The 20,470-nt window shown below is 35.0% G+C and carries 13 protein-coding genes and 1 tRNA gene; 7 read left to right on the top strand and 7 right to left on the bottom strand.

Annotated features, from left to right (window positions below):
- Position 1 precedes the first annotated feature (1 nt).
- Positions 2–931 carry a hypothetical protein gene (locus tag JNL75_11350; GenBank protein ID MBL7790414.1) on the bottom strand — a complete coding sequence of 310 codons (930 nt, stop codon included), beginning with the start codon at positions 929–931 and terminating at the stop codon, positions 2–4.
- 6 nt (positions 932–937) lie between these two features.
- Positions 938–2,686, bottom strand: a complete 1,749-nt coding sequence (locus JNL75_11345) for a hypothetical protein (GenBank protein ID MBL7790413.1) — start codon at positions 2,684–2,686, stop codon at positions 938–940.
- A 324-nt stretch (positions 2,687–3,010) separates the two neighbouring features.
- Between JNL75_11345 and JNL75_11340 the strand changes: the two genes are divergently transcribed.
- Both JNL75_11340 and JNL75_11335 read left to right on the top strand, forming a co-directional pair.
- Positions 3,011–6,079 (top strand): histidine kinase, encoded by a 3,069-nt coding sequence (locus JNL75_11340; protein ID MBL7790412.1) that lies wholly within the window; start codon positions 3,011–3,013, stop codon positions 6,077–6,079.
- A 2-nt stretch (positions 6,080–6,081) separates the two neighbouring features.
- Positions 6,082–6,822 carry a response regulator transcription factor gene (locus JNL75_11335; protein ID MBL7790411.1) on the top strand — a complete coding sequence of 247 codons (741 nt, stop codon included), beginning with the start codon at positions 6,082–6,084 and terminating at the stop codon, positions 6,820–6,822.
- Between the two features lie 13 nt (positions 6,823–6,835).
- Here JNL75_11335 and JNL75_11330 read toward each other — a convergent pair whose 3' ends face one another.
- Positions 6,836–9,241, bottom strand: coding sequence for a TonB-dependent receptor (locus tag JNL75_11330; GenBank protein MBL7790410.1), 2,406 nt, complete (start codon positions 9,239–9,241; stop codon positions 6,836–6,838).
- Positions 9,242–9,813: 572 nt separating this feature from the next.
- On the opposite strand from JNL75_11330, the gene JNL75_11325 reads away from it, so the two are divergent.
- Positions 9,814–10,113, top strand: a complete 300-nt coding sequence (locus tag JNL75_11325) for a hypothetical protein (GenBank protein ID MBL7790409.1) — start codon at positions 9,814–9,816, stop codon at positions 10,111–10,113.
- On the opposite strand, the gene JNL75_11320 is transcribed toward JNL75_11325, so the two are convergent.
- The 4 genes from JNL75_11320 to JNL75_11305 all read right to left on the bottom strand — a co-directional run bounded on the left by JNL75_11320 (position 10,090) and on the right by JNL75_11305 (position 14,429).
- Entirely contained in the window at positions 10,090–11,088 is a 999-nt protein-coding gene (locus JNL75_11320; GenBank protein ID MBL7790408.1) for a hypothetical protein, read from the bottom strand. The genes JNL75_11325 and JNL75_11320 overlap by 24 nt on opposite strands.
- 49 nt (positions 11,089–11,137) lie before the next feature.
- Positions 11,138–12,454 (bottom strand): ABC transporter permease, encoded by a 1,317-nt coding sequence (locus tag JNL75_11315; GenBank protein ID MBL7790407.1) that lies wholly within the window; start codon positions 12,452–12,454, stop codon positions 11,138–11,140.
- A 99-nt stretch (positions 12,455–12,553) separates the two neighbouring features.
- Positions 12,554–13,465: an ATP-binding cassette domain-containing protein gene (locus JNL75_11310; protein MBL7790406.1), complete on the bottom strand. Its 912-nt coding sequence runs from the start codon at positions 13,463–13,465 to the stop codon at positions 12,554–12,556.
- Positions 13,466–13,487: 22 nt separating this feature from the next.
- Positions 13,488–14,429 (bottom strand): hypothetical protein, encoded by a 942-nt coding sequence (locus tag JNL75_11305; protein MBL7790405.1) that lies wholly within the window; start codon positions 14,427–14,429, stop codon positions 13,488–13,490.
- Positions 14,430–14,612: 183 nt separating this feature from the next.
- Between JNL75_11305 and JNL75_11300 the strand changes: the two genes are divergently transcribed.
- The 4 genes from JNL75_11300 to JNL75_11285 all read left to right on the top strand — a co-directional run bounded on the left by JNL75_11300 (position 14,613) and on the right by JNL75_11285 (position 20,421).
- The gene (locus JNL75_11300) at positions 14,613–18,542 is read left to right on the top strand and encodes a PKD domain-containing protein (protein ID MBL7790404.1); all 3,930 of its coding nucleotides are present in this window, start codon (positions 14,613–14,615) and stop codon (positions 18,540–18,542) included.
- Between the two features lie 123 nt (positions 18,543–18,665).
- Complete coding sequence (locus tag JNL75_11295) at positions 18,666–18,866, top strand: hypothetical protein (GenBank protein MBL7790403.1); 201 nt, start codon at positions 18,666–18,668, stop codon at positions 18,864–18,866.
- A gap of 36 nt (positions 18,867–18,902) precedes the next feature.
- On the top strand, positions 18,903–20,033 hold the full coding sequence (locus tag JNL75_11290) for a hypothetical protein (protein MBL7790402.1): 1,131 nt from the start codon (positions 18,903–18,905) through the stop codon (positions 20,031–20,033).
- Between the two features lie 314 nt (positions 20,034–20,347).
- Positions 20,348–20,421: transfer RNA gene (locus JNL75_11285), tRNA-Met, on the top strand.
- The last annotated feature ends 49 nt before the right edge of the window (positions 20,422–20,470 follow it).

Below are 20,470 nucleotides of genomic sequence, written 5' to 3'. Positions count from 1 at the left end.
ATTATTTAGTGTTTAATTTTATAGCAGTGCTATCTGATGCTACATTTAGTTTTATCTCAACTGGATTTTGATTATACTTGTAGGTAAATGAGCAAAGATTGGATCTTCCATTATTAGTAAATGCCACTTTATTGTTTCGATCCTTGGCCACTACCATCCATGCATATTTTTTATCTTTTTGAAGTATAATACTCGGAATATTATTCATGTAGAGATAGGAGTTAGTCGGAATATTCTCTATGAGGATATAAGGGTTTCCCAAATTTTTATCTAATATCTGTTGCATCATATCTTCTTGTGTCATTTCATCACGAACTTCAGAAATATATAGATCATAGGCTAGACTCACCCCAGCTTGGTTCACCGCTACAGGTGTCCAAGTAAATGTCAAATGAAAAGAGCGAACTTCTGCATTACTGAAACAAGGTGGATATATTAAAGTTGGAGTATTGGTATAGGTAATTCTAAAATCCCTACAAGTCTTTAGCGAGACTGGTTGCTCTGTATTGACATCGAAAGCTTGAAAACAAAGTTTATACAAACCCTCTGGAATTAATCCTAAGGCAATAGCATCATTATCTGGATTGCTTATATCCAGAATGCGAGCGGAAAATTGATCTCTAACATAATTGCTCAATCGAACTTTGGTTTCATTCGGTCCTAAATTTATAATTTGATCACCACTAGGTCTAAAGCTTGATTTAGTAGTTGCTGAGAATCCATTAGGACCTGTCAGTTCAAGTCGAAAATAAATTTGCTTGACTACATTTCTTGTGTTAATGCAAATCAAACTAGCTCCTTGAAAATTGACCAACTCATCAATATATGGACTATAGGGCGGAGGTGCATTTAATACAATAGAAACCTCATTCTGAGAACTCGATAGCAACCAATGAAATAATACAATAATCAAGACTATACTCTTCTTCATAATTTTTTATTTACTCTTTTGACTGTTTAATTTGATTCCTGAAAAATTAAATACGTATCCTACATTAAATCTATGTTCGCTAAATGAGTTAATAACTCCACTAAATTGTCCATTATTAATCAAAATTGAATATCCAGCTTGTAAACTATGCATGGCATCAATGGTATAATTTGTAGATATATTGCCAGAATATGTATCTCCTGCTTTTTGACCTTCATAGATATTTGTAAAATAAGAAATCCCTCCTCCAATTCTTAGCTTGTCTTTCGCTAGTAATTTGTTCATAGAATAGGATAAACCTAAATTCACGATATCAATTACTGAGTGCGTATTATTATAAGTAAACGATGTAGTAAAGTCCATTTTTTTCTGCAATAGATTTAATGTATGGGTTGCTACACCAGTAAAGTTTCTTGAATTTGTAAATACTTCTGTCGTTCGATTTAAGTCCACCAATTGTTGATAGTTAAGACTTAATATAAGATTTATTACTTTTTTGTCATCAATCCAGGTATAACGTGGAGTAAGTGTGGCATTGTGATTTATCTGATCAATTAAAGTAGTATCAGGTATGCCACCGAAAATGGTAGGTCTTTGCGTTATTCCAAAATTAGAATAACTAGCGTCTATGCCAAATTTGTCATTCGCCTGAAATCCTACATTAATTGCCCCCATGATAGAATTGTTTGTAGATTCTTTGATACCCGCTAAATTATCTCGTTGGATTCCTAGATTTCCAGATAAGGATAATTTATTCTTCCATACGACTGCAGAAGGAGCTATAAAATATTGTTCTAAGTCACCCTGAATATAAAAGATTCCCAGTGATTTGTATTCTGGCATAATTCTCTTATATGTCAGTCCGCAACCAATGTTTTTATAATTAAAATTAATGGAAGTCTCTCCAGCCCATGATAATTGGGTAGATGTCCTTATGGGAAAAAAGGAATTAATTGATCTTAATAGACTACTATCTGAAGATTTTAGTACCAGTGAATCACGAGTCACATCTCGAGTAAAAACCGATGCCCCCACCTTAATATCCCATGTAATCATTTTTGCAAAAGTAAAATGGGTATTCGCACCTATTGCAATATTATCTCTAGGTTTAATAATAGCTCTATTGAAATCTATATTTCTTCCTTCATATACGTCATATCCTCTAAACATCATAATTTCTGCATGCTGAGATTTAGAGCCTGCACCTAGTTTAAGACCATACCCCATTTGTCTGTATGTGGGTTTAATAGTGTTAGGTTTATTAATTGAACTAGAATTATATAATGCCGCTGTGTCGTCTAAGTTTTCAGAACTAAACGATCCATACATAGCAGCGAAACGAAAGATCTTTGGATTCCACTCTATTCCTGCTCCTAAAAAATTTCTCCCACTGAGAGTATATGGATTGAATGTCATATATCTATGACCGAGGTGAAGCTTAAGTGATTTATAGGTAGGACTTAATCCAAACCTAGCAAATGGTTGAGAAAAGTCCTTGTTTTGTTCGGATATCATTATTGAAAAAGGAATTTGAACACCATACAAGCTTATTGTAGGTGTCCCTGATATCATCCAACCTAAAGGACTAAACCGGTTGGGAATCCCATCAGCTATATAACCATTGCCTGTTAATGAAATAGAACCTTTAATGTCAAAGGGTTGTTGCTTGGTTATTGTTGATAATTCTTGACTTATAAGACTTTTCCCTAAGAAAAAAGTAATATAAAATATTGTTTGGTGTACTAGTCTATTCATAATGATTAGTTCTATACTATTAAAATCCCTATTCGTTTTTATAATTTAATTGTTCGTCTATAAATTCTAACTTAAATTGGTGTTTAATTCTAAATAATCACATTTCATTTCGATTAAGTTTATGTAAACTGAATCAATTACAACCTTTCAAGATTCATGACAAAATTATGGTTAGTAATCGCTAAAACAACTTCAAATGAGTATTCGGTATAAATGAATGAGTAATTGGTCAATGTCCATATTCTCAATAAGAATAACCGAATTCTAATTCAAGTATTAATTTATTACTTAAATCACCTTACTTTTATGACTTCTTAAAGTTTTATGTTAAGGCGATTTTATATTATTCATTTATTCTGTTTCCTTTTATTCCCTCATTGGGTGTTCTCGCAGGATCTAAATACATATAATTTTTCGCATTTAGGTATCGAGGATGGATTGTCTGACCCATATATCAAATGTATATTCCAAGATCATTTAGGATTTATGTGGATAGGGACAGAGCGGGGAATCAATAAGTATAATGGAAAAGATATAGAAGTGTTTCTCGTCGACCATAGCAAAGAAATTCCACTATCTGGTATCATGGATATCAAGGAAGACAAGAATCGGGAACTCTGGGTTGTAACAGAAAACAAATTATTAAAGTTTGATCGAACTACGAATAGATTCTTTGCTCCTAAAGCTATAAAGGATAGGTTTTTTTTCAATAGTATTTTAATCTCTAAATCTAATACAATCTGGATACCATCCATTGGATCATTACTTAAATTGAAACTTGATAGTATTAGTCAAATTACAAAAATAGATAGTGTCATAATTCCTGATATTGAAATTAGAGACCTCACCGAAGATAAGAATGGAATAATATGGCTAGTTACGGAGGGCAATGGATACTTTAGTTTTAATCCACAAACGAAGAAATTAACTTCGTATAATTTTGTGCTTGACAAAAAGAAAAATGTACCCTTGAGAATGGCTAGGACTCTTTCCGATGGTACAGTCTTACTGGGTGGATATGCCTATGGGATGATACTGATAGATCCAGTTTCTGGAAAGCACTATCATGAATATTTTCAAAAGACAAGAGCGTATGCACTTTATAATTTAGGCATTCGAGGTGTCGCTGAAGAGAAGGATAAAAGCGGAAACCTTCAGCTATGGCTCTCTACCAGCAACGAGGGTATTATTCAGTATAATTTGAAGACTCGCAAGTACCAAACGATTAATCAACTGAATAAACCCGAAGGTCTAAGTGATAATTTCTGTCGAACTATTTTTCGAGATAGAGATGGAAATATATGGGTAGGGACTATCTTTAAGGGTCTAGATATTATTTATAAATCAAATCAAAAATTTAAGCGTTACTATACTTCAGAAAAATTCACTGGAGTTGAAGGAAATGTTGTAATAGCTGCTGTTCCAGACTATCAATTTGACTTGAATCATACAGTTTGGTGCTTGATTTACGGAGGTGGACTATTTCGACTCAATACACAAACTTATCAGTGGACCAAAATAAATATTGGATTTCCGCCTAACACATTGTATAGTCAGCTATGTCAAGTGAGAAATGGAAAGCTAGTCTTTACTTGTAAAAATAATTCAGTGAATTACGTTGGAATCTATGATCCCCATTCTAATAGTAGTAAAAAACTTTCTTTTTCCCGATCATATCCTAACTTTAACTCATTTGAATTTACAAGTGATATGTTACCAATAAATGATCATTTAGCGTGGACAGGCGAAATGAAGAATGGTATTTATGAAATAAATACTCGTGAAGGTACAATAAGTCGCATTGTTGATTATACTTATGGTCGAATTGACGGTCTATTAAGAATCAATAATCAAGAAGTTCTATTTGGAGGTTTTGATAATGACTTGTATAAGATAAATATTATAACTAAGAAAATTGATATCATTCCTAATATTGGTCGTTTGAAAATTCAGTATCCTTCTCAATTTACGATTTCCAATTCCGGTAAAATTGCAATGAGTGATAGATTTCAAGAAATAGCATTAATATTTAACTCTGATTTTTCTATCCACAAAGAACTTAATAAAAATACAGGCTTATTCAATGAAGAGATAACTGCTTGTATTTATGATAGCCATGAAAACCTTTATCTACCAGCTAGAAGCAGTTTGATCACCTTGTTAAATAATGGTACAATTGTTAGGTATGGACTAGAAACCGGTTGGAGGTCAATTTATTCCTTATGCAAACCTAAGTTATACCAGCAATATATATTTACAGGAGGAAGTGAATTTGTTCAAATCATCAATACTAATGACCTAAATCATAAGAATCTAACGAAAGGAAAGTTCGTATTTGAAAATTTGAAGCTAGCGGATACAGTTTTCTATTTCTCTCGCCATAAATCAGCTATGCCTAATCAATTTCAATATAAGAACAACTCTCTTCAATTTCAATACAGTTTATTAAGTTATTATGGAGCCAAAGCTAACACCTATTCTTATCGATTGCTAGGATCTTCGCCCAAGTGGATTGAATTAGGCAATCAAAATAAATTGACATTATCTAATTTACCTTCTGGTAAATATACTTTAGAAATTAAGGCAAAAGATGCAGATGGTAATGAGGTGTCAGAAATTCTAAATTATAGTTTCCGTATTTATCCTCCATGGTACTTTTCCTGGTGGTTTTTGAGTTTATGTTTTATTGTAACTTCTTTAATTATATATAAAGTATATCGATATCGTATTCAAGCTATTCGAAAAGAAGAAAGCCTTAAGAATGAAATGACAGAAATGCACCTTAGCGCTCTTAGATCACAGATGAATCCTCATTTTATTTTTAACAGCCTAAATTCAATTTTAAATTTTGTCCTTCAAAAAGATAGTAAACAAGCTGCATATTATCTAAATCAATTTGCCAGCCTTATGCGAAATATTTTGGATAATTCTGTCCAATCAAAAGTTTCTATACATGACGAAATTGAATTGCTTCATCATTATATCCGGCTGGAACAACTTCGTTTCGATAATCAGTTTACATATCAAATTAATGTAGAAAAGTCTATTAACCCAATGGAAGTGAAAATTCCTGGTATGATTATACAGCCATTTGTAGAAAATGCAATATGGCACGGACTTCTGCATAGAGAAGGAAAAGGGACTCTTGAACTCAACTTTGCAATCAAAGATAATAAATATTGTTGTCTGGTAACTGATGATGGAATAGGACGTAAAGCGTCCAAACAGATAAAAGAAAATAATAGAAATACCTATGAAAGTCGTGGTATGAAAATTACTAAAGATCGGCTAGACGCTTTAAATAAAGGTGAAATAAAAGATTGTTATTATGAGATAGAAGACCTTGAACAGGGAACAAGAGTGACGATTTATTTTGGAAAAATTAAGAATTAGAGATGAATAGATTAACTGCCATTATTATAGATGATGAAAAAAACAGCGCCAACGCATTGAAGCTGTCAATTGAAGAGTTTGAAAACTCTGTAGATGTTATTAAGGTTTGTCATACGGCTAAAGATGCCTTAGACTATTTACAAGAACACTCTCCAGATATCATATTCCTTGATATTGAAATGCCTAAAATGAACGGATTTGATCTACTCGATAGGTTGAATGGAAATCTCAAATCGCATATAATTTTTACCACAGCCTATAATCAATATGCTATACAAGCGATTGAACATAATGCTCTGGACTATTTGCTTAAGCCAGTAGATATTAATAAACTTCACAAGTCTATAGAAAAAGTAAAAAATAAGATGGAACGAAAACAACAAGTTTTTCAATCTAAAAGTAGACATTCTGCGGCACATAATAAAATCTATATTCCCACTGCAGAGGGTATTACTTTCTTAGATATCGAAGATATCATTCGATGTGAAAGCGATAATAACTACACTATGATCTACACTAAAAATCATCAGAGGATTATGATTTCCAAAACATTGGGTGATGTAGAAATTATGCTTGAACCTTATGCGATTTTCTGCAGAATACATCAATCACATATAGTTAATACGAAGTGTATTATTAAATATCTCAAGCAAGATGGTGGCGCTGTAGAACTTATTGACGGATCAATTGTAGAGATTAGTCGCAGAAAGAAAGACGAATTTCTTAAAAAGATGGGGCTATAGGCTTAAAACAGAATTACTTCTCTGTCTTCACTCTCGAGTTTTCATCTTCCGCCCCCGTTTTTCTATTGCGCTGCTTGAGGAGTTTATTATTGCCAAAATTATAGCTAAAGGTCAATCGAAGGTTTTGTGAAAATTCTCGTTGTATAAATTCTGCTCGAATATTATTGAATTCGATAAGACCATTGACTTTTTGTCCATAGAAAATATCGCTAAAATTCAGAGTCAGTCGTCCACGCTTTTCCCAAAAGGTTTTTGATACTGCAAGATCGAAGCCACTCATAGCATTGATAGTAATAAATTCTTCGAGAAATTTTGTAATATAAAAACCATTAAATTCTAAAGCATAGTCTTTAGGTAGTTTCGCAGTAATTCCTACATAAGCCAACCAGTGCCATCTAGAAGCATCATAAGTGCTACCAAGGTATTGTGCTTTGTAGTGGTTGTAAATGAGTTGATTTCCGCCATAGCCGTCTATAATTTTTCCGAATTTTATTGGGAAATTGGCTTGCAAAGTCCAATTGTATTTTTTTGCGAGATTATCCGCAGTAGTAAAGGTCGTATTACCTTCTAATTTGGGAGCGTTGTCGATAATGACATCGTCCGTAACATTATATTCCACACTGATAAAGGGTTGCCCTTCATATACTATTGCTAATTGACCATTATGAGCTACTTCGGGGAATAGATTAGGATTACCGCTCTGATAAGTTAATGAGTCAATAAATCGACGAAACGGATTTTGCTGATTAAAGCTTGGACGGTTGACTCGCTTAGTATAGGCTAGTTGTACGCCCATTTGTTTATTTAGTTTATAGAGTAAACTAGCATTGGGAAACCATTGTAGATAATTTCGATTTAAGAGTTCCGCTGTCCCAGTAGTGCCTGTAGCGATCGTATTTTCTGTTCTCAAACCTACATTGAATTCAAGTTTTTTCCATGACTTATGAAAATTGGTATAAGCAGCGCTAATGTTTTCTTTATAGAGAAATTGATTGGATTCATTAGCAGATAGGGTCGAACCGCGATAAAATCGCAAGTCATTATCGATTTGAGCAAAGCTCGTTTTAGCTCCCATTTCCAATCGCATAGTAGAGTCCAGAGGCAAGGTGTAGTCTAATTTAGCTACAACAAGCTGCACTGGCTGATTGATTTGTTGTGTAGAGTTTGACTTAACAAGAGGTGCATTGTTTTGAAATATTTCTATGTCATCACGCATAGTGAGTTCGTAGCGAGCATAGTCAAAATCGAAGTTCAAGCTGTGATCTTTCGTAGTATCGAACAAATGTTTTAAATTGAAATTTGCTGACAGATTTTGATTATCTGAATTGGAATTTGTGTTGGTGAAAAATGAGTTGGTCATTGCTTGACTAGGCGCATCAAATACATTGGTCAGGTTGTTATTAAAACGTTGGTTATTGGTTTTAAATCCTTTGAAAAGCACTCCAAGAGTCGTTTTCTTATTGAGGAAATAGTCCGCTCCTATTCGCAAATTAAGAGCCTCATTATTTGATTCTATTAAACTAGGCGAACGAAAAGTAGTATTCTCAATAAATCTTGCAATTTGAATGGCTTGAAATCCACTTCCACGAGAATAAGAAGCACCACCAAATAAATTCCACGAACCGCTGCGATAATTCAAGGATAGGGAAGGATTGGCTCTACCGTACTCTTTGATACCTTGATTGACATCTGCGTGATTAACCTGAAATCCCATGAGTGAAAGCTGTGCCGTACCATTGAGACCCAGTCGAGCATTTTTCTTCAATACAATATTGATAATAGGTCCACCTGCTGCATCGTATTTCGCTCCGGGTTGTCTGATGAGTTCTATTTTTTCTATTTGGTCTCCAGGCATATTGCGCAGCACAGCATTAATATCTTGATAGACCGAAGGCTTGCCATCGATCCATATTTGTACATCGCCGCTACCAGCGAGCGTTACCTTATCCTGAACTACAATGACCCCAGGCACCTTTTTCAAAATCTCTTGAGCTGTTCCTCCTGCCGCTATGGGGCTATTCGCTACATTGACTATGAGCTTATCAGCTCGTTGTTCAAGAAGGGGCTTGGTAGCAACTACACTTACTTCTTTTAGTTTTTTAGCAGATTCTTGAAGAGTCAGGTTGAGTGTAGTGTTTTTATCTAAGATAAATTTTTCTATTCGTTTACGATCATATCCTAACTTAGAAATTTGGATAAAATATTCGCCCTTTTCGATAGCAGGAAAAAGATAAGCACCTTTGTCATTAGATAAATCCGTCTTGACCAGCTGAGAATCGGAGGCTCTCAAAAGAGCGATAGTAACATTGGATAGGGGGCTGCCTTTATCACTAATTATCTTGCCTTGGATCTGAAACTGAGCTTTGACTGTTATTGAAATACATAATATAGAAATAAGTGGCAATAATCTAGAGAGCATAAAATGGTTTACGTATTAGTAAATAAAATAGAAAAAGGTTACAAGGTGTTGTTTAAAACTTTCAATATAATATTCGGTCTGTTTTTGTTATTCATAAAATATGGCAAAGATAGCACCAATTATCTTTCTTCGGTATATTTTCCAGATATTTCAATGCAATAAACAAATGATGGTTGATCCCAATTAGAGAAGCCTGATTTTTGATAAAAAGAGTAATAATACATCATTTATTTGCACTTATATTTTCTAGGGAAAGTTTCTTATCTTTATTTTATAAACTCTAAATAATGAACAAATCAAAATTACTAATAGCTTTAATACTGTTCTTAACAATATTTGCCATCCTAAAAGTCAATGCACAAAATCGTGTAATGCAAACTGCAACTTTTAAGGCTTGGGGTAATTGTGGAATGTGTAAGAAGACGATAGAAAAGTCTTTAAAATCAAGGGTATTAACCCAAATTAATCATTAGAAGCCACTGCGTGGCGAACTATATGATTTAGTTGTCCCGAAGAACCTTCGGGACGATTTAGAATTTGTTTCAATCCCGTGCGTACGGGATTGAAAAATATTGAAATACAAATTCTTAATCGATTCTGCATTTTCTAATGCGGAATTTCAGATTAATAGTGCTAAGTGGAATATAGAAACAAAAATGATAACGGTAGTATTTTATAGCAAAGTAATTGACTTACCTATTATTCAAAAGAAAATTGCCACTGCTGGTTATGATACTGAACTAGAGACAGCGGATGACAAAGTTTATAGTAAACTCCATGGTTGCTGTCAATATGAAAGAAAGAACAAGTATTTTATAATACAGTTACTGTTTAATAAGGTTATTATTTTACATCAAAAACCCATTTTCTGAACTCAAAGGTTTAGGGATATCCTTTTCTCCTAACATTTCTCTAAGGTCAATTTCAATATTTCTAGAGATAGAAGTAATAGGCACATCGTTATAGGTTCCTTCAAAAGGATTCTCCGAGAAATCACCAATCATTTCCATAAGGAAAAATATCCATACAATTAAAGCGGTAAATGGAACGGTAAGCCAAACGGTGTGACTTTCTAGAGCATGAAAAATATTAAGCAAACCAAAAGGAGTGAGTATAGAGAAAATGATAGTCATCCAAAAAGCTACTGAGGAATATTGGCGAGGGAAAGGGAAGTTTTTTATACGCTCATTCGCTCCTTGTCCATTATAAAATTCAGAGACCAGTTTATGAAATTCCATGTGTCTGAAATCCTCAAAATAGTCTTGATTTTTTAGCTCTTGAAGTCTCGTAGATTGTTTGAGAAGTATCTGTGTCGCCATATTGGCCTTGCCTTCATAAAGTTCATACTCATCGTGACTAATAAACGCTTTGACCTCATTTTCCAGATTCTCGTAATACTGTTCACCTATATTAGGAATATATTTGCCATTGATACGATACTCCGTATGTTCCCATTCTCGCTCCAGTCTTAGCTGATAACGAAGTGCTGTAAGCCATGCGATATGGCGATAGATAAGTTCTTTTCGAATATTTTCTTGATCCTTACCATGAATAAAACTACATACTGCTGCACCGAAACTTCTGGAGCTATTCACTATTCCGCCCCATATTTTACGAGCTTCCCAGGTTCTATCATAGCTCGCATTGTTCTTAAAACCAAGATAAAAGGCTACTGCTATCCCTATCACACTGACAGGCTGCCAATCTATTGAAAAATCAAAATTTAATCTATGATAACTAATTTCAAAAAATATTGTAAGAATCAGAGCATAAATAAAACCTACAATAAATGGAGTTTTACTCCAATTGAAGGTCATCCAAAATCCGTATCGACGACGAGTGTACATACTATTTTATACTTAGTTTAAATGTTTGAGAAAAATTAATGATATGAACTTACTTCACAAATATCCACTTCAACATTTCTTTCCAACCCACTTTTTTACCATAAAGCAAAATACCTGTTTTGTAGATTCTTGAAGCTAAAAATATGAAGAAAATAGTTGTTAAAACCATGATAGCCATAGAGAGCAAAAGCTGCCAATGTGGCACGCCATCGGGTATGCCGAATACCACCCTGCTTATCATAACTACGGGTGCAGTGAAGGGCACCATGCTAGCTGCCACGGCTTCTGTGCAGTTAGGATTATTAATAGATTTGCTGAGAAATATAAATGATAAAAATATTGGCATCATGATAGGCATCATGAGGGACTGCACATCCTGTGGATCATCACCTACGGAAGCTCCTACCGCAGCAAACATAGAAGCGTAGAGCAGAAAACCAAAAATGAAATAAAACAAGAAGATCAAAAATATAGGAAGGAAATCTATAGATTGAATATTTTGAAATGCCGAAATCAATTCCGGATTTTGTGAGATTGTAGCTGCTGACATGCCGCTAGGAAGTCCTTCTGGCATAGTTTGTAGCTGCTTGACACCTAATACTATACCCATAACCAAGTTGATGATTAGCATAAAAATCCCCCAAACAGTGAGTTGTAAAAAACTAACCATAGCTATACCAAGTATTTTACCCAAAAGTAATTCAAAGGGTTTCACGCTACTGATAATGATTTCTACTATGCGATTCGTTTTTTCTTCCATAACTCCACGCATGACCTGAGCCCCATAGATAGTGAGTATAACGTACATCATTATACCCAGACCGAAACTTAAACCATAAGCTATACCTTCCTTGACTTCATTTTCCTCGCCACCCGTCACCGATTTATACACCGGTTGAATTTCTTTCTTCACCTCTTCTATCGTTTTCATATCAATCGATTTGCCTTCAAATCGCTTGGTCTCAATGATATTTTGCAAAATGGATTCTAGTTTGTTTTTAGTCAGTAAGCCTACTTTGGTATAGGTCATAACTTCAAACTTACCTAGCAATAAACTATCCGTATTGTCAGGAACTACAAGTATGGCATCCAATTTATCTTTGTCCTCTAGTTTCTCATCGGCATTAATGAGTTTATCCAGAGAACGGAATTCAAAATTATCTTCATTTTTCAGAAGCGGAAAAATGGTCTTTTGGGTATCTATGACCCCTATGCGGTGGGTATCGGTATCGGTAGAACTAAATAAGAAAATAGCTCCATAAAATAAGATAATACCTATGGGCAATAGAAGTGTAGAGATAAGAAAGGTCTTATTTCGTATGCGAACCAAAAAGTCGCGAATAGCTATTAGGAAGATTTTTTTCATTTGTTTTTTATTTTAGCCACAAAGGCGCTAAGTTGCATAGATTAGATTTGTTCTTAATTTTACTTGTTGTCTTTGTGTCTTTGTGGCAAACCTTAATTTTTATTTGTCTCCTTTAACCAATTCTATAAATATCTCATGCAGGGAAGGACTTGCCAATTCTAACTTATGAATAGACATGTTTTCTTGCTGGAGATAAGGGAAAATATCTTGTATGCGCTTGTCTGGTTTTAGTTCTAGTTTGTATTCGTTTTCGTTGATGCAGGTAGCAGTATAATTGTCAGTACTAAGTTCCATACCAGATAAACCCTCTCCAGTCAGGATATATTCTCCTTTCTGAAATAGTTTTTTAGCATTTTGAACACTATTGTTTAGAAGTAATTTGCCTTTGTTCATCAAGACGATTTGCTGGCAAATTTCTTCCACCTGCTCCATTCTATGCGTGCTAAAAATAATAGTAGCCCCTTGATGAGCTAGTTCATAGATTTCATTTTTAATGATATCTGCATTCAATGGATCTAGACCAGAGAACGGCTCGTCGAGAATAATGAGTGAAGGCTGATGGATCACGGTGCAGACAAATTGTAGTTTTTGTCCCATGCCTTTGCTCACTTCTTCTACGGTCTTATTTTTCCAGCTAGTCATATCTAGTTTGTCAAACCAGTAATTCACTTTCTCTCGAGCTTCTGTTTTCGATAAACCTTTGAGTTGAGCGAGATATATCGCCTGTTCTTCTGCACGCATTTTCTTATAAAGCCCACGTTCCTCAGGCATATAGCCTATAAACTTTGCATTGGAAACCAAGTCCGTTTTTTGACCTTGGACATAAATTTCTCCACTATCAGGTACAGAAATTCCGGTAATCATACGTAATAAAGTAGTTTTACCAGCACCATTTGGTCCTAATAATCCAAAAATCCTTCCTCGCTCTATATCGAAACTAAGGTCGTTAACAGCAAAACTGTCTTTATATTTCTTAGAAACACCTTTTACCTCTAGCGCTTTATTTCCCATCTTGGTTTTTCAATATTAAAAATTAAGAATTTAAAACTGCATAAATCTCCCTAGCTACCATTTCTGAATATTCTTCAATAAAATAGCTACCACTGCTCACGTCATCGACCAAGTGCATATAGGCTTCTTCTTGCATTAGATGAAAAATGTTGCGTGCTATTCGCGTGCTGAATTCTGAATCAGTTTGGTTATCATGAGGGCGTATCCAAATTCCTTCGCTACCTCCTATCATGCCTGCCATAGCCTCTGTGGTCAATTTCAGCAAATTGTTTTCTTGATTTTCCAGCGCCTTATTATTCAGATTTGTTTCACCTATTACTAAGAAATGAGTGGAAAGTCCTTCCAGTTTGCGATAATGATAGAGCATGGTCTTGAATGCTCTAAGTTTGGCTATGTCTCTAAAATAATCCCCCGATAGTTCGATATGAATAAAACCTTTATCTCCTTTAAATGATTTGATAAAATTTGCAGCATTGTGAAAGAAGGATTCATCCGCTATGCAATATACTTCCTTTGAAAAGGCGACATGCGACCAATCTAAAGTATGCGGATAATTTTGTATATAGGTTTCTAAATGCTTCTCAGTATCTGCTTCTAGATTTAAGAACTCCGAATGCACATAGTCCAAGCGAATGTTAACAAATAAATTCTCAATGTCTTCTAGCGACCATTTTTGATTTTGAAAATCTAAAATCAGACCATTTTGTCCATTATTCAAGGCTTGCAGCAGGTTTTGATTTTTTGATTCTGCTTCTGAGTGACTTAGAGAAAACAGTTGAAATACAACCCTATAATCTAACAAATATGGAATTTTTAAAGTTCTGTTATCATTCAGGTAAATAGGAGCAAGTTGGTGCTGTTCACTTAGCTTTACGTGTAGGTTTTCAAGCGGAATATCTTTAATTTCCTTTTGAATCAGTGCCTTCACTTCTTCAATACTCGGTTTATGAAATGCTATACTCATAGTACAAATATAGCCGAATTTCTTATACCTCGTCCAGATTCATAATTTCAATTTATGTTATTGATTATGAACTATATTAAGTACAGAGTTTATTTTATTTGTAAATCTAACAAATTCAAAAATTTCTTTTAGGTCATTTATTGCAATACCTAGTATATTTGCATAAATTTAAATAATTTCGTTATGAAAAGAGTTATACTTATCGCCCTCCTTAGTTTTGTAGCATGGTTGCAGTCTAGCGCTCAATATTGTGCAAGCAAAGCTATTCACAATTCCAACCACGAAATTACCTTTGTTGCCATATATTCTTCTACTGGGTCATTGCTGAGTAGTACACCTTGTAATTCCTTGGTATCTAATATGACTATTACAGCGGGTGCAGGTAGTGTATTAGGGTCGTATTGTGATTTTACGTCTACGTCACTGACTATTCCAAAGTTAAGAAAAGGCAATATACATAACTTAACTATAAGTTCTACAGCAAATTGTACAAATAAATTGTCAGGAGGTATCCGAGTAGCCTATTTTGACTGGAACAACGATGGGGATTTTACGGATGCAAATGAAAAATACATAATTGATTCTTCTTACAGTATCGACAGTGTAAAATATAAAGCAATCAATGTGCCTACAAGTAGTACAACTGGTATGACTCGTATGAGGTTAGTATATAGAAATGTTACCTCACTTTCACTTTTACAGCCATGCGACTCTAACCTATATGAAGGTGAAACGGAAGACTACAAAGTAGAAATTGTGGACTGTAAAAATAATACTGTTTCCGTAAACCCAGGCGGGAATGTTAATGTTTCTGTAGGACAAGCACTTACTATGACTGGCTCATATACCCCTGGAACAGCCGCTAGTTTTCAGTGGTTTAAAAACGGTTCTCCGATAATTGGCAGAACTACTGCTAATTTAATTCTAAATTCTATAACACCGAATGATACAGGTTGTTACAAGTTATTAGTAACATTTACAAATGGCTGCGAGGTCTATTCCCCTAATACCTGCTTGAAAATGGGAGGGGGAGCTCCTAAATGCTCCGAGTTTACCAAAATTAATATGACCACTTCAGGTACGTCTTGGTTTTTCTCTCCATCAGGTCCTGCTACTGTTCCAGCTCCATATACGGTTCGGTATAACTGGACTTTTAGCAATGGTCAGACGAGCACACAGCGCAATCCATCCACTACTTTTACCTCTTTCCCTGCATGGGCAAAGCTGAAAGTATGTATTGATAGTGGTACAACTACGATATGCTGTGATAGTGCTATGAAAGATAGCATTATGAATTGTACAAGTAATATGTATTGTAATATAACTAAGGTAGGAACTACAGATAGCTTGCAAGTCAACGTAACAGGTGGCACTGCACCTAGAACCTATCTATGGAATACCGGCTCTACGAAAGAGCGTATCAAAGCTACCACAACTGGAGTTTACTCTGTGACTGTTACAGATGCTCAAGGTTGTAAATCAACATGCTTCTTTACAGTAGGTAACTCGAGTAATCCTTGTTTATCTTATCGCTTTATTAACTTTTCTTCATCTGGTAAAACCTTCAATTTTAGCACAGGAGTTCCGAATGGTGCCAATGCTACATTTGATTGGAAGTTTGGCAATGGAGCTTCGAGTTCTCAAGCCAAACCGACGTATACTTATCCAAATAATGGTACTTATGTCGTCAAAGTTAAATTTTGTCTAAGAGATAGTATGAATAATATTATCTGCTGCGATAGTGCTGATAAAGCGGTTATTGCCGTTACGCCATTACCATGCAATATTACTGCTAATTTCAAGTGGACAAAACTCGCAAACGGTCAAGTCCAGTTTACAGATTCTACCAAACCTGATACTGGCAATATGTATACCTATTATTGGGTATTTGGAGATGGCACAACTTCTACACAGAAAAATCCTTTAAAGACTTTCGCTACCAATGGTTCTAAGACCGTTTGCCTTTATGTCAAGAAGTGGATGAACACAAATAATATGTATTGTATGGATTCGATTTGTAAAACGGAAACTATTACGAATGCAAGTCCATGCAATAGATTAGAGCCAAATTTTGCTTGGACTAGCACAGGTGGAGTCTATACCTTTACCAATACGACAAACATGACAGGGTTTACCTTAGTAGGCATCAGCTACGTCATTCATAATTCAAATACCACCTATACAACAGCTAATCCTACGCATACCTTTACCACCAATGGCACTTATACCGTGACTATGACGATAGTGGCCTTTGATGTGACAACAGGATTGAGTTGTACGAAAACTGTTTCGAAGACCTTCTTTGTCAATACAAGTGTTTGTGGTTGCTTCAAGGCTTATAATAGCTTTACCAGAACGGCCAATTTAGCTCATTTCACAAACTTGTCACAATGTGTCGATTCCAATACGAAATATCTATACAAATTTGGTAATGGCGATACGTCTAGCCAGGCAAGCCCTAACTATTACTATCCATTACCAGGATTGTATAGAACGGTTATGTATATTACAAGAACAATCAATGGGGTTACTTGCAAAGATTCCTTCGTAAGAATTGTACAAATAACGACTGCAAATCCTTGTAAAGATAGTGGATACGTCAATAATGTCTCACAACCTTGCTCACAGTTTATTTTGCCTGTCTGCGGCTGTGATACGGTTACTTATAAGAATTCATGTTTTGCTTCTAGAGCAGGTGTGAAGCAGTGGACATTTGGACCTTGTCCGAATGATACGAGCTATGTAAAGATTTGTGGCTATGTATATCGAGATATCAATAAAAATTGTGCATTTGATACCTTCGATCATCCTTTGAATCAAATTACTTTGAAGTTTAATACGACTCCAGTGACCTATGCTTATACCAATGCTGCTGGTTATTATCAAATTTATTTACCAAAAGGCACTTATCAGATATCGCAGGTCTTAACCTTCAGAAATCCACCAGTCAATCAATTATGCCCTGCTTCGAATGCACCAATTACGGTAGCAGCTACTACAGGTGGCGCTACCTATTGTAATAATAATTTCTATGATACGACGAGTCTTTGTCCAGATTTAGCCACAGGTATTTTCCGCATAGCTACCATTACACCAGGCTTTATATCTAAAAAAGCTGTTCGCTATGCCAATAGAGGTGCTGTACCGATTACAGGTGTGGTCTTGAAATATAGATTTTTATCCTCTTTGACAGTATTGAGCACTACGACTCCTACTTATACTGTGAGTGGTAATGTCGTCACATGGAATCTAGGCACATTGGCGCCGTATTCTAATGGCACTAAATATGTCAATTTCCAAACTCCTACTTCACTTCCACTAGGTACAACTGTGGTAGATAGTGTATGGATCGAGCCAGCAGGAGGAGATTGTGACCAAACTAATAATTCTGCTACTTTCAACGATACTTGTGTTGGAAGTTATGACCCGAATGATAAGGCCGCTTCACCAGCTGGCGATATGGCACCGAGTGTGAAGTCCTTAGATTATTTGATACGCTTCCAAAATACAGGAACAGCTCCAGCTCACAACGTGAGAATCGAAGATAAAATTGATGATAATTTTGAAAAAGCTTCCTTGCAGATAAATGATTTCTCTCATAAAATGAATCATTATTTTGATGATAATGGTAAGATTTATTTTGAATTCCCGAATATCATGCTCCCTGATAGTGGAACTGATTATGAGGCAAGTCAAGGCTATGTATCCTATTCTATCAAGTTAAAAGACAATCTTCCGCTAGGTACGAAATTAAAGAACACCGCTGAGATTTATTTCGACTTCAATGAACCTATTATCACGAATACAACGGTGAATACTATTGTATTGAAGTCAAGTAGCGGAGTCCAAACGCAGGTCAATGGATTGAATGTTTCCATTTATCCAAATCCAACGCAAAATACCGCTACCTTTGAAGTTAACTTAGATAAAGCTAGTTCACTATCGTACACCTTATTCAATATTCAAGGAAGATTGATTCAACAAAAAGACTTGAATAAAAAGACAGGTCAGGTAAAAGAAGAAATCAACCTCGAAGGCTTGACCTCCGGTATCTATATTCTCAATATCTCTATTAATGGCAAGGAAACTTCACTGAAGGTGGTAAAGGAGTAGAAAAAAATTATTGATTTGCTATTTAGACGGCTATCCAATCGGGTAGCCGTTTTTAGTTAGGAATTACAAATAATATCCTATTATTACATTTTGTTTATAAAATTTATTAAACTTATGCAAATTATGTCTATTAGATTTCACCTTAGTTACCTTATTATTTTAAGTTTTAATCTTGCTTCGTATAGTCAACAGAAAAAGGATTTACCTAAAATTGTTAACTGGGGTCACGAAATGACTGAAGTGAAAAATCAGGGTGACCGTGCAACATGTGCTTCTTTTGCCACAATTGGATTGGTAGAGTATGCTATTAAGAAGAAATATTGAATAGAACTCAATTTATCCGAACAGTACCTGAATTATTTGAGTTTAAGATATTCTGATAAAAAAACAGAGTGTACTGATTTACACGAATGTCTTGAAAAAGTAAAGGATGTTGGCGTTTTACTTGAGCAAGATTGGCCTTATCAGCCCAGTTATTTTAGAAAAGGCTATCCATGTGATAAATATAATATTGGGGATAGCTCTTCTCCTACAGTATGTTATTCTCACAAAGGACCATCTATTGAAGTTCAGACAAGACTCTTAATGCCTAATTTATCAATTAGAGTGCAACATCCTACAAATATTGCGAAAGTTAAAAAATTACTTGACCATAATTACCCATTTATCTTTTCATTTCCCTTATCTGGCTATTATGCAAAATATGATTCAGCCAAGCTAGAATTAACCTCAACGTATATAGACGAGTTTAAATTGGCGAGTAAAAATAAGAAAAAATTAGATGCCTTTTACGATAGAACGGATTTACACTTCGCCATAATTTGCGGGTATAATGAGGAAAAATCGTTGTTTTACATCAGAAATAGCTGGGGCAAAGGATGGGGTAATGGCGGCATTGGCACCATATCTTTTTCTGAGCTTAGCAAATATTTTGAACTTGTCACTGGTTTTGCGACAGCTTATTATGTTAAACTAATAGATACAACGGGATTGAATATCCCAATAGTGAAAAATGTACGGAAAATTGAAGTCACTGAAGTCACATCTTATCCAGTTATCAATAAAGATAGTACATTGACTCTAAATATTCAGGGAATTATTAAAAATTTGGGATTTAGAAATCTGGAAATTCGAAGTGTGTTAGTCGCTTCACGAACTATTGATGGAAAAGAAGTGCGCGAAGAAATGAAGCTTTCGAAACAAGAAGATTTGTTGCTTAATGACTCATATGCTAGAAAAGTATGGGTTCACAGTCCAGATTCAACCTTTAAAGAAGATCTCGTTTGGTCTAAATCTAATCCTTTAAAATTAGTATTCCCAAAAGAAATGCTACTTTGTCAGAAAGTTAAAGAGGCATTAAAAGATAAGACAACTACCATTATTCTTCAAACTCGATTCCTTACATCTAATGATATCAAAGAGAATGAGAGCCTATTGCGACTTGACCATATACTGGATTTAAATAGCATAGTCAAATTAAATGGTAATTGATGAAACTGAGAAAACCATTGTTTTCCCTTCTTATTTTTATTGGAAAAAATATCTTCCAAATTATAAAAAAATCTTAGTTTTGCACTCCTTTTGGCGAGTTAGCTCAGCTGATTAGAGCGTCGGATTCATATCCGCCATAGGCTGACGGTGGTTCGAGTGAAAAAAAATAGAGTGAAAAAACACTTAAAAAATAAATGGCGAGTTAGCTCAGCTGGTTAGAGCGTCGGATTCATATCCGCCAGAGGCGGACGGTGGTTCGAGTGAGAAAAAATAGAGTGAAAAAAAAAGAGTGAAAAAACACTTAAAAAATAAAAGGCGAGTTAGCTCAGCTGGTTAGAGCGTCGGATTCATAACCCGGAGGTCGGGGGTTCAAGTCCCCCACTCGCTACTATTTCCAATTTATTTTATCAATTAAGTACTATTTTTAAGTTTTGAAC

It is taken from the genome of Chitinophagales bacterium, from assembly GCA_016787225.1.
GTDB lineage: Bacteria > Bacteroidota > Bacteroidia > Chitinophagales > JADJOU01 > CHPMRC01.
The sequence above is the reverse complement of the archived record's forward strand: the minus strand, read 5'-3'. Positions and strand labels throughout refer to the sequence as shown.

Bases quoted from the DNA above. Each gene is read 5' to 3' on its own strand.
- JNL75_11350 (MBL7790414.1), bottom strand. From the start codon at position 931: ATGAAGAAGAGTATAGTCTTGATTATTGTATTATTTCATTGGTTGCTA.
- JNL75_11345 (MBL7790413.1), bottom strand. From the start codon at position 2,686: ATGAATAGACTAGTACACCAAACAATATTTTATATTACTTTTTTCTTA.
- JNL75_11340 (MBL7790412.1), top strand. From the start codon at position 3,011: ATGTTAAGGCGATTTTATATTATTCATTTATTCTGTTTCCTTTTATTC.
- JNL75_11335 (MBL7790411.1), top strand. From the start codon at position 6,082: ATGAATAGATTAACTGCCATTATTATAGATGATGAAAAAAACAGCGCC.
- JNL75_11330 (MBL7790410.1), bottom strand. From the start codon at position 9,241: ATGCTCTCTAGATTATTGCCACTTATTTCTATATTATGTATTTCAATA.
- JNL75_11320 (MBL7790408.1), bottom strand. From the start codon at position 11,088: ATGTACACTCGTCGTCGATACGGATTTTGGATGACCTTCAATTGGAGT.
- JNL75_11315 (MBL7790407.1), bottom strand. From the start codon at position 12,454: ATGAAAAAAATCTTCCTAATAGCTATTCGCGACTTTTTGGTTCGCATA.
- JNL75_11310 (MBL7790406.1), bottom strand. From the start codon at position 13,465: ATGGGAAATAAAGCGCTAGAGGTAAAAGGTGTTTCTAAGAAATATAAA.
- JNL75_11305 (MBL7790405.1), bottom strand. From the start codon at position 14,429: ATGAGTATAGCATTTCATAAACCGAGTATTGAAGAAGTGAAGGCACTG.
- JNL75_11300 (MBL7790404.1), top strand. From the start codon at position 14,613: ATGAAAAGAGTTATACTTATCGCCCTCCTTAGTTTTGTAGCATGGTTG.
- JNL75_11295 (MBL7790403.1), top strand. From the start codon at position 18,666: ATGTCTATTAGATTTCACCTTAGTTACCTTATTATTTTAAGTTTTAAT.